Genomic DNA, 17,146 nt, shown 5'->3' with positions numbered 1-17,146 from the left:
TTAGAAGCGTCCTAACTATCAGTTTTTTTGAAAATAAAAGGAAATTTATTTGAAAAAAATCCCTCATAAAAAAGTTAATCTATTAGAAAATTAAGTGATACTATGTTATAATTTAATATGGTTAAGTCTCGATAAAATCAAGGAAAAAGTGTATAGAAATGTGTTTACAATCTTTATATCTTGTGACCGTAAAATGCTTGTCAGATTCTTAGACTGTTCCTTGCTATCTTATGAAAGTTTGAGACAGGAAAATAAAAAAATGTATTAGCTAGAAAAAATAAGAAATAAAAAATGACAGAAAAAATTTCCGTAATTATTCCCGTTTACAATGTAGAAAATCAACTCCAGACCTGTCTAGACAGCGTCCTGGGGCAGACCTATCAAAATCTTGAAATTATTCTCATCAATTATGGCTCAATAGATAATAGCGACGCCATTTGCCGTAGTTATGCCGCTAGGGATTCTCGGATCCTCTATTTTAAAAAGGATAATGGAGGGCTTTCAGATGCTCGCCATATTGGTATTCGTCAGGCTAAGGGAGCTTACGTCACCTATGTGGATGCTGAGGATTGGGTAGAGCCAACCTATCTAGAGGAGCTTTATAAGGCGCTTCAAGCACACAAGGCAGATATCGCAGTTGCTAATTACAGTGTCTATAAGGAATCGGAAGATCTCTTTTATTTTTATATCAAGGATGAAGATTATTACGAACAGGTCTATTCACCCGCTCAGATTATTGATGGTCTCTTTGAAGAAACCAATAACATTAACATCGCTCTGATTTCTGCGACAGGCAAACTCTACAAACGTTCTTTGTTTAATGACTTGCTTTTTCCAAAAGAGCATGCAGGGGAGGATGGCTTTTTCAACCTTAAAGCCTATCTCATGAGTGAGCGTACGGTTTATCTCAACAAGGGACTTTATGTATATCGTGAGAGTCCAGAGATGCCATCAGCGACTTGGATGCAAGATTGGATGATGACCTTGGTTTATGCCATGGAAGAACGCTTGGCTATTGTTGCTAGTCATGGTTTCCCTCTGGAGAAATACATGGTCACCTACCGTCAGATGCTAGAGGCTTGCTTGAAAAATGTTGAGGAGCAAGGTCTCACGGATTCTGATGCCTACCGCTCCATTCAGGAGAAATTCCAGGTCTTGAGTTTAGCTCCTCAACGTTATGAGACTAAAAAGCGTGCTATTGTTCTTGCGGCTAACTATACTTATGTTGACCAAGTGCTTACGACCATCAAATCCATCGTTTTCCATCATCGCAACATTCGTTTTTACTTGATTAACGATGATTTCTCTCAAGAGTGGTTTAGAGGACTAAACCGTCATTTGGCTGCCTTTGGTAGTGAAGTGATTAACTGTCGTGTGGATAGTAGTCATATCAAGCAATACAAGACTAATAGCAACTATGCAAGCTATCTTCGCTATTTTGTGGCGGACTTTGTGTCTGAGGAACAGGCCCTTTATTTGGATAGTGACATGGTGGTTACAGGTTCTCTAGAGGACCTCTTTACCCTTGATTTGCAAGGTCGACCTTTGGCTGCCGTGCGTGATTATGCTATTCAGGTTCAGGATCGCCAGGCGATGTTTGATGCTGGCTTCATGGTGATTGATACGGCTTATTGGAAGCAGTACAACATGAGACGCCACCTAATCGACATGACTAGTGAATGGCATGACAAGGTCCCATTTGCGGAGCAGTCCATTCTAAACATGGTCTTCCGTAACAACTGGTTGCCCTTGTCTTTTGACAACAACTATGCGGTTACCAAGTCTAGTTTAGCTGGTTTCCATCTGCCAAATGGTCAAGACTATCCTAAGGTTGTGCATTATGCCTCACACCGTAAGCCTTGGTTGCCATTGGCTTGCCAAGCTTATCGCGAGGTCTGGTGGTTCTATGCTCAAATGGATTGGTCAGGGGTTGCTGAAAATGTCGCTTTATTGCCACTTTCAGAGGACATGATTTATCCTAAGGGCCGTCCATTTACTTGTTTGGTTTACACCAACATTTCAGAAATTCCGCATTTGACGGACCTTATCTCGGCTCTTCCTAAGGTACAGTTTAAAATTGCCTCTCGACAGCATGTGACAGATAAACTTGCCCAATTGATTACCTATCCAAATGTGACGGTTTACTCAGCCATTGCGGGCTTAAATGGGCTAGATTTGGAATTGTTGCGTACCAGTGACTTGCTTCTAGATATCAATCCAGGAAGAAAAGTAGTGGAAATTCTTGATGCCTTTAGGTTTGAAAACAAACCGATTTTAGGGTTCGAGGACCTTAAGTCAACCAAGCATAACCAACAAACCTACTCAAGAGATCGTTGGAAAGAGATGGCTGAGACCATTCGCCAAATGCGCAAGAAGAGCCTGTAATCCTTTGCTTGGATAAGTAGGCTGAAATGGCGTCTCTGTCTCGTTTCAATCGAAATAACATCAGCCTGTCTATGGGCAGGAAATAGGAGTAATAGTGAAAAAAATTAGTCAATCGATAATCACCAAACGTGTCTTATGGACCCTCTTTTTCCTCTTTATTTATTGTTTGGGAAATCAATTGGTTCTACCGTTTGTAGATTTGAAAAATGCAAATATCTTTGGGGGAGCCATCGGTTCCTTGGCTTTCTCTAGTGCCATGATGGGTGGAAACCTCAGGTCCATGTCTCTTTTTTCAGTGGGCTTGTCGCCCTGGATGTCGGCCATGATTCTCTGGCAGATGTTTTCTTTCTCTAAGAAAATGGGCTTGAAAAATCTTCCCATTGAGATTCAGGACCGTAGACGCATGTATTTGGCCCTGGGGATTGCCATTGTTCAATCTTTGGCAGTATCATTGAATTTACCTATCGTTTCAGGGGTTAATGCTAGTCTCGCTGTTTTCATGAATACCATTTTATTGATTGCCGGGACCTTTTTCTTGGTTTGGCTATCAGATCTCAACTCCCTCTTTGGGATTGGGGGCTCCATTGTCATCTTGATGGCAAGTATGATGGCCAATCTGCCTTATCAAATCATGGATAGCATTGAAAAATTAGGTATTGGTTGGAATGTCTTGCTTCCTCTGATTCTGTTCAGTTTGATTTTCCTCTATGTTTCAGGGGTTGTGCAGAGGGCTAGATACCGTATCTCAATCAATAAAATCAATATTCATAACCGCTTCAAACAGTATTCTTACTTGGATATTATGTTGAATCCAGCTGGAGGGATGCCTTTCATGTATGCCATGTCCCTAGTCAGCATTCCGCAGTACGTCTTTATGCTGATTCAATTTATCCATCCTGAAAACAAGTGGACCAGTGGTGCCATCAAGGCCTTGACGGTTGGTCAACCTCTTTGGTTGGTTGTTTATCTGGTCATGCTCTTCGTTCTAGGGTTAGCTTTTGCTTTTGTTAATGTCTCTGGTGAGCAAATCTCTGAGCGTATGCGCAAGTCAGGTGAGTACATCTACGGCGTTTATCCAGGCCAAGAAACCAGTGCCTATATCAACCATTTGGTGCTTAGACTTGGTTTCATCGGTGCCCTTTACATGCTCTTTATGGCAGGTGCTCCAATGCTTATTATCTTGGTCAATCATGATTACCTGCAATTGAGTATGATTCCTGGTACTTTCTTGATTTTTAGCGGTATGATTTACAACGTTAACGAGGAAATGAAAGCCTTGAAGCTTAACACTTCCTACACCCCACTTTTTGAAAATGTATAATATCTCACCCCTCGTGGGGTTGAGAGGCAGGCTGGTGATGTGTGATCGGTCTGCCCCTCAATCTCAAGTATTGTGATGAAAAGACAATGAAGGAGAACTCATGTATTATTTTATTCCAGCTTGGTATGGACAGACGGACGAATTTTGGAAGACGGCCATTGATCCTTGGTACCGTATCCGTCAAAAAATTGAATTTGATGACAGCTTGCACCAAGTTCGTATTTTTCAGGATGAGGATTTAGCGCCTCAGCTTTTGCTTTTAGCCTATCAACCGCATTTGCGTTATTTCCTGCATCGTCATGATGTCTTGGAAGTTGGCTATACGGCTATTTTTGACTTGATTCAGGGTATCACTAATGAAGATATGAAAAACCTTCAAGTGACAGACCTGGAATGGCCAGAAGGGTCTACCTTTGTTCACACACCATTTGCTATCGTGGTGCAATGCCAACACAAGCGTTATGCCGAGATTGAGTTCGGTTCAGAAGGCTTTATTGGCATGATTCGCTACTATAAAGAAGAGCAAATCATTCGTGAAGACATCTATGATGACCGCGGCTTTATTTCAAGTAGTCTTTATTATGAAGACGGACAACCAAGCTATCGAAACTACCTTAATGCCAAGGGAGTTTGGCAGCTTTGTCATTTCTTTGATGGTCGTGGGATTGTAGCCAATCCTCGTACGGAAGGTCGTTTTAATAAGAGTTACTACGGTGACCTTTCAGAAGTTATCTGGGAATTTTTGACTAAATTCTTGGAAGAAAAGGTAGAAGCAGAGGACCGCTTTGTTATCGCCTCAGATTTGCGTCATAACAAACACCTCTTTGACCACTTGCCAGCAGCTAACACTAAGATTTTGACCTGGTTCGCAGAACGTAATCAGGATGATAGTATTGACACCTATCCAGCCTTTCTGCCACAAGTGGACTTGTTGATTGCTGACCGTTACGATTACTTGGAGCAACTTCAAGTTGCCTATCCAGAAGAGGCTAAGAAACTCAAACACATGGCTTCCTTCGATACTCGTTTGGCTTTGGGAACTAGTCAACGTGTTAAAGAGTCTAAGATCTTCTATCAGGTTGACTTTGACCAATTGGATTTAGAGGCGATTTATCAGGTTTTGGCTTTTGTGGCTAAGTATCCTAAGACACAGGTTGAGTTTGGAGCTTTTAATGCTAATCCAGAGCAACTTGCTAGCCTGCAAAATCAAGTGGAAAAAATGATTGAAGAACGATTGAGTCCAGAAGCCTTTGAAGAGGTTGTCGAAAGTAGTGGTGCAGAAAATAAATTGGAAGAAAATAATGAAATCGTAAGCCGATTTTCTTTCCAAGACCTGCGTGACGAGACTGCCCTTATCAAGTCTCTTCAGTTTACACGACTCATTGTTGACTTGAGCAAGGAGCCTAATCGTTATACACAGATTGCAGGGATTAGTGCTGGTATTCCGCAGATTAACCGTGTGGCGTCTGAGTATGTGACCCACCAAGAAAATGGTTATATCTTGAAGCACTTGTCCGATTTTGAAAAAGGGGCTTACTACTATTTGGGACAGTTGAACAACTGGAACCGTTCCCTTATCTACTCAATTGAGAAAATTAAGGAAAACACAGGAGACCGTTTGGTACAAAAATGGGAAAATTGGTTGAAGGAGGAGCAGAATGACCAAGGATAATCGCCTGAAAATACTACAAGTTGGGTCATCCAACTGGTCAGAAAATCAGGAAATTCCTGAAAATATGAAATGGTATTATTGCAATCTTGGTCAGCTTGAGACCTTGCAAGAAACCATCGAAGAAGACGAAATCAAGACTTTCACAGCTGTCATTGTGGACAGTCTTGCAGGTCTTGAAGAATTGATGGCTATTAAAGAGCATTTGATTCCTCATACTATTTTCTTTGATCAAACGATTGAAGTGACAGATGAGATACTTGCTCAGTTTATCAAGGAAATGTGCGCTGTGCCGACTGATTTTTCAAATCAAGGACAGTTGCTCTTTACCCTTTCAAAAGCGCTCTTTTCAGGGCAGTACGGGGATAAGATGTTTCCTTTCACTACCCAGGTTAACCCCAATTTTACTGGCCAAGTGACCTACCATGGTTATGAAAATGTCATTTTAAAAGGGGATTATGGTCAAGATTTCAGCCCTGTCTTGGATTGGACCTATAATGTCAGAGCCAGCAAGGAAAATCCTATCGAGCTTTGGCTGGAATTTGAAAAAGAGGAGACTTGCGAGTGTCGTTTGATTCTCAATCTTTTGCCAGAAGGTTCGGTCGCAGGTATTTTTAAGACCTATATCGTTTCAGAAGAAGAAATGCGCAAGGGGGCCATTGTTCTTGATGAGGACATGACCTTCCTCTTGGCTGCTAGTCTTGAAATGAAGGGCAAAGGTCAGATTACAATTGGTGGTCTCCACCAACGTTTGACCCGTTTCCAATTCGGTAAATTTGTACTTGGTGGTGGTATTCTCCACGACAGCAAGCGTCAGGAAATCAACTATTTCTTTTATCCTGGGGATTTCAAGCCACCTTTGTCTGTTTACTTCTCAGGTTTCCGTCCTGCCGAAGGTTTCGAAGGTTTCGGAATGATGAAAGGGATGGGAACACCATTCTTGCTCTTTTCAGACCCTCGTCTCCAAGGGGGAGCCTTCTACATGGGAACTGAAGAGCTTGAAAATAGTATCAAGGATACCATCCAACATTACTTGGACTATCTAGGTTTTGACAATAGTCAACTCATTCTCTCTGGGATGTCCATGGGAACCTTCCCATCTATGTACTATGGTGCGGACTTTGAACCTCATGCCATCATCATGTCTAAACCCCTAGCCAATGTTGGTACTATCGGTAATCGTGCCAGACTCTTGGCACCAGAGGTTTTCCCGACAGGAATTGATGTCTTGCATTTGCAGACAGGACGCTTGGATAATGAGGGTGTTGAGGCCCTTAATCAGAAGTTCTGGAATAAGTTTGAAAAAGCAGATTTTTCAAACACGACCTTTGGTCTTTCTTACATGAAAGACGAGGATATGGATCCGACGGCCTATGAGGATATTACCAAGTCCCTCTATTACTCAGGGGCTAAGATTCTCAGTAAGGGAACGTCAGGTCGACACAACGATGATTCATATACGGCGACAACTTGGTTTGTCAATTTTTACCGTATGATTTTAGAAAATGATTTTGGAAGGAAGGAGTAAGAATGTTCAGAAACAAGAAATCAGAAATCTTGTGGGGCTTAAACCACAAAGCCTACATGTATGGCTCAAAAATTGTTAAACGCCAAGATGGTTCTGTGCAATTTTACAATCCTTTGGTGCCATCAGGAACGGAAATCCAGTCTTGGATGGCCATCCAAAACTATCAAGCTGCTCGTACCCAGCCTGCCCTCCCACTTTTGAAAAAGGGGCATAGCTATGACTTGACAGCTAATCTCGAAGCTGTACCAACAGGCTCAGTCTTTTTGAAAGTCAGCTTTTTGGACCGTTATGACAATGAAATCAAACAGCTTATTGAAAAAAGTACCCACATGACCTTTATTTACCCTCATGATGCCTATACCTATCGTATTTCTCTCTTGAGTGCTGGGGTCAAAGAGCTGGATTTCTACAGCTTGAAACTGGAAGAAACAGGAGAAGAACATGTTTAAACAACTGAATCCTATTCTCCCTGTTAAGGAGATACTCAAGGAAATCAACGTCCTAGCCGATGAAATGGCCGGTCTGAGCAACCTTGAGTTGAAAAATAAAACGCAGGAATTTAAGGAGCGTTTAGCCCAAGGAGAAAGCTTGGACGACCTCCTGCCAGAAGCCTTTGCGGTTGTTCGTGAAGCAGATAAGCGCGTGCTAGGCATGTTTCCTTATGATGTTCAGGTCATGGGGGGCATTGTCATGCACCAGGGCCATATCGCTGAGATGAATACCGGTGAGGGTAAGACTTTGACGGCAACCATGCCAGTCTACCTTAATGCCTTGTCAGGTGAAGGGGCTATCCTCGTTACGACCAATGAATATTTGGCTATCCGTGACGCCGAAGAAATGGGTCAGGTCTATGAGTTCCTAGGTTTGACGATTGGTGTGCCTTGTGTGGAAGGCAGTAATGAGATGGAACCAGCTGAAAAGCGTGCCATCTATCAATCAGATATCGTTTACACGACCAATGCCAGTCTAGGTTTTGACTATTTGATTGATAACCTTGCTTCTAACCAAGACGGGAAATACATGCGTCCTTTTAATTATGCTATCGTCGATGAGGTTGACTCGGTCCTTCTTGATAGTGCCCAGACGCCCTTGATTATTTCTGGTGCGCCCCGTGTTCAGTCCAACTACTATGGAATGATGGATACACTCATGACCACCTTGGTCGAGGGTGAAGACTACATCTTCAAAGAGGAAAAAAGTGAAGTTTGGTTGACCACTAAGGGTGCCAAGGCTGCTGAAAACTACCTCGGTATCGGCAACCTCTACGATGAGGAAAATAGTACCTTTGCCCGTCATTTGCTCTTTTCACTTCGTGCCCACTTGCTCTATAAAAAGGACAAGGACTACATCATTCGTGATGGTAAGAAAGGGCCTGAAGTGGTTCTTCTTGATAAATCGACAGGTCGTCTCTTGGAATTGACCAAGCTCCAAGGTGGACTCCACCAAGCCATCGAAGCCAAGGAATTAGTGGCCTTGTCACAAGAAACCAGAGCCATGGCTTCTATCACCTACCAAAGTCTCTTTAAAAAATTCAAGAAAATTTCAGGGATGACTGGTACTGGTAAGGTTGCGGAAAAAGAATTTCTCGATACCTATGGTATGAAGGTCATTCAAATTCCAACCAACCGTAAGAAACAACGTATCGACTATCCAGATAAGATTTATGCGACTCTGCCAGAGAAGGTCTTTGCTTCTTTAGAGTATGTTAAGCATTATCATGAAAAAGGCAATCCTATCTTGATTTTCGTTGGTTCGGTGGAAATGTCAGAGCTTTATTCTTCTTTACTTTTGCGTGAGGGGATTGCTCATAACCTACTAAATGCCAACAATGCACCTCGAGAGGCTGAGATGATTGCTGAGTCAGGACAAATGGGTGCCGTGACAGTTGCGACTTCAATGGCTGGACGTGGAACAGATATCAAGCTCGGCAAGGGCGTAGCTGAACTGGGTGGATTGGTCGTAATCGGTACGGAACGTATGGAAAGTCAACGTATTGACTTGCAAATTCGTGGCCGTTCTGGACGTCAGGGAGATCCTGGTATGTCTAAATTCTTCGTCTCACTTGAAGACGATGTGATTAAGAAATACGGTCCATCATGGGTTCACCGTACCTACAAAGAATACGCCATTAATGATCACATTGAGCCTAAGGAACTGACCGGTCGCAAGTATCGTAAATTGGTTGAAAAAGCCCAAGAAGCTAGCGAAAGTTCTGGTCGTACCTCACGTCGTCAGACGCTTGAATTTGCAGAAAGTATGAACATCCAACGTGAGATGATTTATGCTCAACGTGACCGTCTCATCTACCACAATCAAGGTTTGGACACTGTTATCGACGAGGTTCTTGACGATTTCATCGACCAAGCAATGGCTGAGGAAGATTTCTCAAAAGCGGAAAATCTTTACCACTTTATCTTGCGTAATATCAGCTTCCGCATCAATGAAATTCCTAAGGATTTAGACCTCAACAATCGTGAGCAAGTCTTGGAACTCATCTACCAGTTTGCCTATCGTGAACTTGATGCTAAGAAGCAGGAGTTGAAAACCAAGGAACTTAACGAGTATTTCCAACGCCTATCCATGCTGAAGGCTGTGGATGACAACTGGGTGGAGCAGGTAGACTATCTGCAACAACTCCAAATGGCTATCGGTAGCCAGCAACTCAGTCAAAAGAACCCTATTGTCGAATATTACCAAGAGGCCTACAAGGGCTTCGAAGCCATGAAACGTCAAATCAGAAAGGATATGGTTCGTAATCTTCTCCTTAGTCAGGTGCAAGTCACTAAAAAAGGAGATATCATCAGCCATTTCCCATAAAATAAGGAAATTATGACAGTATATAACATTAATTTAGGCATAGGTTGGGCCAGCAGTGGTGTTGAGTATGCTCAGGCCTATCGTGCTAAGATTTTCAGGGAAATGGGGCAAGAAGCAAAATTTGTCTTTATGGACCTCATCCTTGGGGATAATATCGAGCATATGACTAGCAAGATTGGTTTTTCAGACGATGAAATCATCTGGCTTCATAACTATTTTACAGATATCAAGATTGCGCCATCGACCATTAGCCTAGCAGAAATAGAGACCGTCTTACCTGCCAATCCTGAGCGCAAGGAAGTTGCTGGTCGCCTCATTCGTTACCATTATCCACAGGATGATATGGTAGTAGCATGTAACCTTCGTGCGGTTGACGAGGACGCTGTGGAAACCGTGAGCTACTTTGTCAATGACAAGCTTTTGCGCAAGGACTTTTACTCTTACACCCGTTATTGCAGTGAGTATTCTGCGCCTAAGGACAATCAAGCCAAGGTTTACCAACGTCGTTTTTATAACGAAGATGGGTCTACAGCCTATGACATGATTGTAGGAGACAATAATCAGGATATCTATCGTTTCCCTGATCAGGTTCTCTATGGTAAGCAAGAATTCCTTCGTTATTTCTTCAAACGTCTGGCCCTAACCAAGGATGATGTGGTCATTTTGGACCGTGAAACGGGTATTGGCCAGTTGGTCTTTGAAGAAGCGCAAGCTGCTCGCCTAGGCGTCGTTGTTCACGCTGAGCATTTTAGTATCAATCAAACTGATGACAACTACATTCTCTGGAATAACTATTACGAGTACCAATTTACTAATGCGGACAAGGTTGATTTCTTTATCGTGGCGACTGATCGTCAGAAGGAAATCTTACAGGAGCAGTTCCGTCGCTACACCAACCATGATCCAAAGATTTATACCATTCCGGTGGGAAGTCTGCCTGAATTGGTTGGACAAGACAAGCCACGTAAACCATTCTCAATGATTACGGCCTCACGTTTGGCCCAGGAAAAACACATTGACTGGTTGGTTCGTGCGGTTATTGAGGTTCATAAGACCTTGCCAGATATCACTTTTGATATCTACGGTAGTGGTAGTATGGATGCCAAGTTGCGTGAGATTATTGTTGAAGCACAAGCTGGCGACTATATCCGACTCATGGGCCACGCTGACTTGACTGACATTTATAGCCAGTACGAAGTCTATCTGACAGCTTCAACCAGCGAGGGTTTTGGACTTACTCTTATGGAGGCGGTTGGCTCAGGTCTTCCGATGATTGGATTTGACGTTCCTTATGGGAATCAAACCTTTATTCAGGATGGGGCCAACGGTTATCTCCTCCCCGTCGCTGAAAATCATGTTGTGGATGTTATCACCAAGTCCTATAAGGATGCCATTGTCCGTCTCTACGAAGAAGGCAATATCGAGGCTATGCGCCAAAAATCTTATGACCTTGCCAAAGGCTTCTTGACTAGCCAAGTCAAGGCAGCTTGGAAACAGTTACTTGAGGAGGTACGCTCATGATATTCTTATGTGATTACTACAATCAAGCCAGTAAGGATTTGGCTTACTCTCTTCAGGCAGCAGGCTACGATGCCACAACAGTTGTCATCAATCTAGATGGCTTTCTCCCTCAAGGAGCTCTCTCTCCTTTCACCTACTATGTGGAAGCAGCAGAGGAAACAGGCAAACCACGCTTTTTCAACCAAGTCCCTGTGCCAGCCTTTTGGGAAATTTCAGGGAACAATCAGATGGCGCGTGTGTCTAACCTCACCGAAGAACGTGCCCGCATCACCTACCCAGAAGGTAGCAAGGCACGTATTGTCAAAAGTGTCGAATGGTTGGACAAGTCAGGTAAGATTCGCCAAGTGGACTACTACAACAAGTACGGTTTCTGCTTTGCCAAGACCACTCATGATGAGAATGGTCAGGCACTCTTTACCAGCTACCAAACCAAAGAAGGCGACGAACGTATCTTGGAAAATCATCTCACCGGTGATATTCTCTTGACCTTACCAGGACAAGCCCTTCGTCGTTTTGCCAACCGTACCGAATTTATCAAAGCCTTTCTAGCTCAGGTCTTTGGTGATATCGACCACATTATCTTTAATAGCTTGGCGACACCTTTCATCGTCTCATGGACTATGGAAAATCAAGGTGCCACTGATGTCCTTGTCTGGCAAGAGCCGTTGGGTGATGTCCTTCCAGGTAATATGAATGGTATCTTGGAAGATAATTCAGCCAGAGCCAATGCCATCATCATTCCTGATAAGGCGACTTATGAAAAGGCCTTGACCTTGGCGCCAGAGGACAAGCATCATAAAATCTTGTCTCTTGGCTATGCCTATGACTTCAAGGAAAATCATGGTAAACCTCGTAATGCCTTTATCGCAACCAATTCAGACCAAATTGAGCGTTTGGAAGTCTTGGTTGAGTCACTCCCTGATGTGACCTTCCAGATTGCAGCGGTCACTGAGATGTCACCAAGATTGCTTTCAATGATGCGTTATTCAAACGTTGTGCTCCATCCAAACGCTAGTCACAAGCAGTTGGACAAGCTCTATCAAGAGTCTGACCTCTACTTGGACATTAACCATCATAATGAATTGTATAAGGCGACACGAACTGCCTTTGAACACCAATTGTTGATTTTGGCCTTTTCGGAAACAGCTCATGGTCCTGTCTATACAGCACCTGAGCATATCTATGCCAGTCAGAACCATCCAGCTATGGTTGCCAAGATTAAGCAGGTCCTAGGCGATGATCAAGCCATGCAAGAAGCCATGCAAGCTCAAAAAGCTCAAGCCAACACCCTGACTGCCTCTGAGTTGGCCGACCGCTTACAATCACTTTTAGGAGGAAATCATGTCTAAAAAAGATTTATTCTACGGTGACGTTGAAGGCCGTATGGAAGAACTCAAGCAAAAGCCTATCACAAAAGAAAAAGAAACCAGAGGAGAGAAGATTAACAAGAGCTTTTCAATCATGCTCGGACTTGTTATTATCATCGGTTTGATCTTCACCCTTATTGGTTTGTTGAGGTAGTCTTATGATGTTAGTATTTATGGTTCTAGCAGTGATTCTTTCGGTTGCCCTTATCGTCCTAGTGACCATCCAACCGCGTCAAACGCAGATTTTTTCAACGGATGCCACGAGTAATATCGGTAAACCAAGTTATTGGGCTAGCCAACCGATTCGAAAAATGTTGACCTTGGCTATCAGCATAGCCCTCTTTATCCTCTTACTTATTTTTATGATTGTTTCTTATAAGTAGAGGACTTCCTACTATATAATAGAAAGAAGTATGTCATGCGCGTACATTTTACAAATTTATTTGGCCAGTCCTCACGTAGTGTGGCCTTGATTGCCCAAAATGATACCATGAAGATTGCCAGAGAGCTCGGTGCTAATGAATTAGGAATTTATTTCTATGATAGTAGCCAAGAGCCAGATGGAGAGCTTAATTCCCGCTTTGATGGGATTGTAGCAGGACTGAGTGTTGGAGACATCGTTTTCTTCCAGTCTCCATCATGGAATGGTAGTGAGTGGGATAGCCGATTACTCCGTAAATTCAAGGCTGTTAATGCTAAGACTGTTATGTTTATCCATGACGTTCCACCTCTCATGTTTGATAGTAACTACTATCTCATGTCTGCTTATATTGACATGTACAATCTCTGTGATGTCGTCGTGGTTCCTTCTGAAAAGATGCGTGATCGTTTGATTGAGGAAGGGTTAACAGTTGAGAAGATTATCATCCAAAAACTTTGGGACTTACCTCACAGTCTTGACCTACACCAACCTAGTTTCCAGAAGAAGATGATTTTTGCTGGGAATCCAACCCGTTTCCCACACGTCCTAGATTGGAAACAAACCACACCTCTCCACGTCTACGCTGAGAAACAAGAAGATAAGGATTATTCCAAAGTCCACCTCGAAGGTTGGCGTAATAAACATGAGCTTTTGCTAGAGCTATCTAAGGGAGGCTTTGGTCTGGTCTGGGGTAATTCAGAAAAACCAGAAGATGAGCTTGATTACTATAAGATGAACATCTCTTACAAACTCTCGACTTACTTAGCTGCAGGTCTCCCAGTGGTTGTTCCTGACTACCTCTCAAATGCAGACTATATTAAGGAACATGGACTAGGCTTCGTTGTTTCAAGTCTGGAAGAAGCAGACCGTTGTGTTCAAGAATGTACCGAAGAGCAGTATGCGCAGATGGTAGCTAACGCTCGCCACACTGCCTACCTCATCAGTAATGGTTACTTCACCAAGAAACTTTTTATCGATGCTATCATGGCGTTGAGTTAATAACGAAGGATTATCGAAAGATAATCCTTTTTTGCTATAAATCTGAGCATATAACTTGACTTTTATGAAAACCACTCAAATCATTTTCACTTTAGACTTAAGGAGTTAAGAAAGATCTGTCTCTAATTAGGACTAATGTTAAAAAAACACCTGACAATCGACTTGTAAATGTAAAATATCAGCCCTGAATAATTGATTGTAATTGTTCGACAATTTACTACAAAACGAATTGTAGAAAAATTTAAAAGTAAAAATAAAGGTCTTTAAAAATGAGAAAACCTGCAGGAAATAGCGTAAAAACAAGTGTTTAAACCGTTTTAAATCTAAAATATAATCAATTAGTGTTAAATAACAGAAAATTCAGAATTGCGAAAACCTTACATTTTTTAGAGAAAATGAGACAAAAAAGAACAATTTTTAGTCAACTTGTGTTATATTATAAAATGTAATTTCCAGATTAGGAAATGACTCATATTTTTAGGAGGTAAATATGTTTTTTAGACGTAACGAGGGAGAATTCCGCGAAACAGATCGCGTGACTCGCTTCAAACTTATCAAATCGGGTAAAAACTGGCTCCGTGCTGCAACATCTAACTTTGGACTTTTCAAAGTTGTTAAAGGTGGCGCAGACGCTCCGTCAGTAACAGTTCAAAATGTAGAAGAAAAATCTTCTCTTCTTTCAGGTACAGCCCTTCTTAAAGGGATTGCAGCAGCAGGTGCTGTGGCAGGTGGTGCAGTGGCAACTTACACTGCTCAAGCCGAAGAAACAACAGCACCAGCTTTGGAAAGCCAAGCAACTACAAACCATGACGTATTGGCAAACTCTGAAGCAGCTGTATTGAGCGCTGCTCCAGTATCTGAAACAGTAGCTTCAGAAGCTCCAGCAGTAGCATCAACAAGCCAAGAGTCTACAAGCTCTTCAGTTGACGCTCAAGCAAGTACAGATGCTTCAGTTTCAGTATCACAATCTGTATCAGCAGAATTGTCACAAGCTATCTCAGAATCTGTATCACTTAGCAAAGTGAACTCAACTTCTGAAAGCCAATCACACACTGAAAGCAACAGTGGTTCAAACTCAGAATCATCTTCATCTTCAGAATCAGCAACTTCAACAGCTGCAACTGCATCAGAAACAGCTACTCAAGAAGATGAAAAAACTATCTTGGATCAAAACGTTTCAGAAGCAGAATTGCTTGTAGGTATCGCTAAAGACTACCAAGCTAAGTTGACTGATACAGCTGCTAAAGCTGAAATCCAAACTGCTATCGCAACAGTTCAAGAAGAAGTTGCTAAATCAACAACATTGCTTGCTGCATCAGCAACAAACGCTGCTTACGCAGAACAACGTGAGCGCCTTGGTAACGCTGTTGACAACATGATGACTAAAATCACTGACAACGGCTTCACAGGTAACTCAGTAGTTAACGGTGTTGCAGCAGTTACTGCACAGTTGGCACCAATCTCAACAAGCACTACTGGTAGTGTAGATACTAACCCAGTTATTTCAAATGCTAATGGTGCAACGATTGAAGATGCAGCCTTCAATGAAGCTGGTTATGCTTTGGATCCAAACGCTGATCGTTTCACTTTCGGTGTATGGCAATTCCTTAAAACAAACCACGCTACTGGTGCTAAAACAAACTTTGATTACTACGCTACACTTTCAGTAGACCGTTCAGCAATCACAGGTAGCCTTTCAGCTAACCCAGATGTTTACTTGCGTATCGTTAAGAAGTCTGATGGTTCAGAAGTTTACACTCGTACAATCAAAGCGGGAGAAAGCAATATCTCACTTCCAAGCTACATCACAAACAATAACTCTGATGTAACTAACACTTTGACATACGCAGCTGCTAACGGAACTAATCCAGGTAACGTTACCTTCTCATTGGTAAATGCTAACCTTGAGTATGAAACACTTCAAATCCGTGATACTAACTACCCAGGTAACCAAGGTGAAGACAAACAAAACGTTCAAACTTCTGTTCCTTATGCTAAAGCTGATCAAACAACTTACTATAAAGTCGTTGACAGTAGCAAGTACACAGAAGGTCAAACATACAAACCAACTGGAAATGAAACAGTTCTTGCAAGCTATACTCAAACAGGTCTTGCAGGGCAACAATTCACAGCCTCAGGAAATCGTGATGTTGCTGGTTACAAACCTGTAGCTGCCACAACAGATACAACTCAAAAAACATCAGGTATTCTCGGTAAGGGTGTTGTTGGACAAAAACTTGTCGAACTTCAAGGTGGAGCAAACCACTACTACGTGAAACGTATTTCTGAAATCGTTGATACTGATGGCTCAACTGTAACGAAATTCTACGCCCTTGATCCATCTCAAGTGAACAATTTTGCTACATCAGATATTGGTACTGAAGATGTATCTAAGTACACACTCATCTACACAAGTAAAGTTAATAAGGCTGGTGAAGAGTGGAAGGCTGATGAGACTAAAGTTACAAAAGTAAACAGTAAAAATGGTGACTACTATCTTGAAGTCAACGAAACTGCTGGAAGCAAATCACTCATTATCACTGGTTGGTCGTCTCCTACTGAGACAGATACTTATAAACAAATGGATGGAACTCTACACACTTATCCACGTCCATTCAAAGGTGCTCCAAGCACATCATTGACACCTGCGGGTGCCGGTAACAACAGTTACAACGTTATTGCTGGTAAAGTTCCAGAGATTCAAGCAGAAGGATCTGTAGCAAATGATCCTACAGCTCCAAACGGAAAAGTATACTCTAATTTGAAGGGTTATACTTCATTCTCAAATAACTACTCAATTACATCAGCGGTTAAACCTTCAACTGATGTGAACTATTACTTCGTTAAGATGAATGATTCTGAATCTGCTTCTCAATCGCAATCATTCTCAAACTCTGCATCAAACTCGCAATCCGAGTCAGAAGTAGTGTCTAAATCACAATCTTCATCAGAATCAGAAGTAGCGTCTAAGTCACAATCTGTATCAGAATCAGAAGTGGTTTCTAAATCACAATCAGTGTCACAATCAGAATCAGAAGTAACATCTAAGTCACAATCTGTATCAGAATCAGAAGTGGTTTCTAAATCACAATCAGTGTCACAATCAGAATCAGAAGTA

Annotated in this window: 12 protein-coding genes; all 12 read left to right on the top strand. The window is 42.2% G+C overall.

The window, feature by feature from the left end; genetic code table 11:
* Window positions 1-291: 291 nt before the first annotated feature.
* Entirely contained in the window at window positions 292-2,385 is a 2,094-nt protein-coding gene (locus ADH51_RS01710; protein WP_048674057.1) for a glycosyltransferase, read from the top strand.
* 94 nt (window positions 2,386-2,479) lie between these two features.
* Window positions 2,480-3,706 carry an accessory Sec system protein translocase subunit SecY2 gene (gene secY2, locus ADH51_RS01705; protein ID WP_048674055.1) on the top strand — a complete coding sequence of 409 codons (1,227 nt, stop codon included), beginning with the start codon at window positions 2,480-2,482 and terminating at the stop codon, window positions 3,704-3,706.
* A 100-nt stretch (window positions 3,707-3,806) separates the two neighbouring features.
* Window positions 3,807-5,378 carry an accessory Sec system protein Asp1 gene (asp1, locus tag ADH51_RS01700; RefSeq protein WP_048674053.1) on the top strand — a complete coding sequence of 524 codons (1,572 nt, stop codon included), beginning with the start codon at window positions 3,807-3,809 and terminating at the stop codon, window positions 5,376-5,378.
* Window positions 5,365-6,903 carry an accessory Sec system protein Asp2 gene (gene asp2 / locus ADH51_RS01695; protein ID WP_048674051.1) on the top strand — a complete coding sequence of 513 codons (1,539 nt, stop codon included), beginning with the start codon at window positions 5,365-5,367 and terminating at the stop codon, window positions 6,901-6,903. The genes asp1 and asp2 overlap by 14 nt, the downstream gene beginning before the upstream one ends.
* Window positions 6,904-6,905: 2 nt before the next feature.
* On the top strand, window positions 6,906-7,352 hold the full coding sequence (gene asp3, locus ADH51_RS01690; RefSeq protein ID WP_048674049.1) for an accessory Sec system protein Asp3: 447 nt from the start codon (window positions 6,906-6,908) through the stop codon (window positions 7,350-7,352).
* Entirely contained in the window at window positions 7,345-9,720 is a 2,376-nt protein-coding gene (gene secA2 / locus ADH51_RS01685) for an accessory Sec system translocase SecA2 (protein ID WP_048674047.1), read from the top strand. The genes asp3 and secA2 overlap by 8 nt, the downstream gene beginning before the upstream one ends.
* A gap of 12 nt (window positions 9,721-9,732) precedes the next feature.
* Window positions 9,733-11,241 carry an accessory Sec system glycosyltransferase GtfA gene (gene gtfA, locus ADH51_RS01680; RefSeq protein WP_048674045.1) on the top strand — a complete coding sequence of 503 codons (1,509 nt, stop codon included), beginning with the start codon at window positions 9,733-9,735 and terminating at the stop codon, window positions 11,239-11,241.
* The gene (gene gtfB / locus ADH51_RS01675; RefSeq protein ID WP_048674043.1) at window positions 11,238-12,590 is read left to right on the top strand and encodes an accessory Sec system glycosylation chaperone GtfB; all 1,353 of its coding nucleotides are present in this window, start codon (window positions 11,238-11,240) and stop codon (window positions 12,588-12,590) included. Before gtfA ends, gtfB begins: the two co-directional genes overlap by 4 nt.
* Window positions 12,583-12,762: an accessory Sec system protein Asp4 gene (asp4, locus tag ADH51_RS01670; protein ID WP_002883547.1), complete on the top strand. Its 180-nt coding sequence runs from the start codon at window positions 12,583-12,585 to the stop codon at window positions 12,760-12,762. Before gtfB ends, asp4 begins: the two co-directional genes overlap by 8 nt.
* A gap of 4 nt (window positions 12,763-12,766) precedes the next feature.
* Window positions 12,767-12,991 (top strand): accessory Sec system protein Asp5, encoded by a 225-nt coding sequence (asp5, locus tag ADH51_RS01665; protein ID WP_002883546.1) that lies wholly within the window; start codon window positions 12,767-12,769, stop codon window positions 12,989-12,991.
* 35 nt (window positions 12,992-13,026) lie between these two features.
* Window positions 13,027-14,028 carry a sugar transferase gene (locus ADH51_RS01660; RefSeq protein WP_048674041.1) on the top strand — a complete coding sequence of 334 codons (1,002 nt, stop codon included), beginning with the start codon at window positions 13,027-13,029 and terminating at the stop codon, window positions 14,026-14,028.
* A 490-nt stretch (window positions 14,029-14,518) separates the two neighbouring features.
* Window positions 14,519-17,146: accessory Sec-dependent serine-rich glycoprotein adhesin (locus ADH51_RS01655; RefSeq protein ID WP_152904282.1), on the top strand; the 2,628-nt coding region annotated here is incomplete at its 3' end.

It is taken from the genome of Streptococcus sp. 449_SSPC, assembly GCF_001073005.1.
GTDB classification, from domain to species: Bacteria; Bacillota; Bacilli; order Lactobacillales; family Streptococcaceae; genus Streptococcus; species Streptococcus salivarius_F.
Note: the sequence above shows the minus strand (reverse complement) of the source record. Positions and strands in the feature narration are given on the sequence as shown.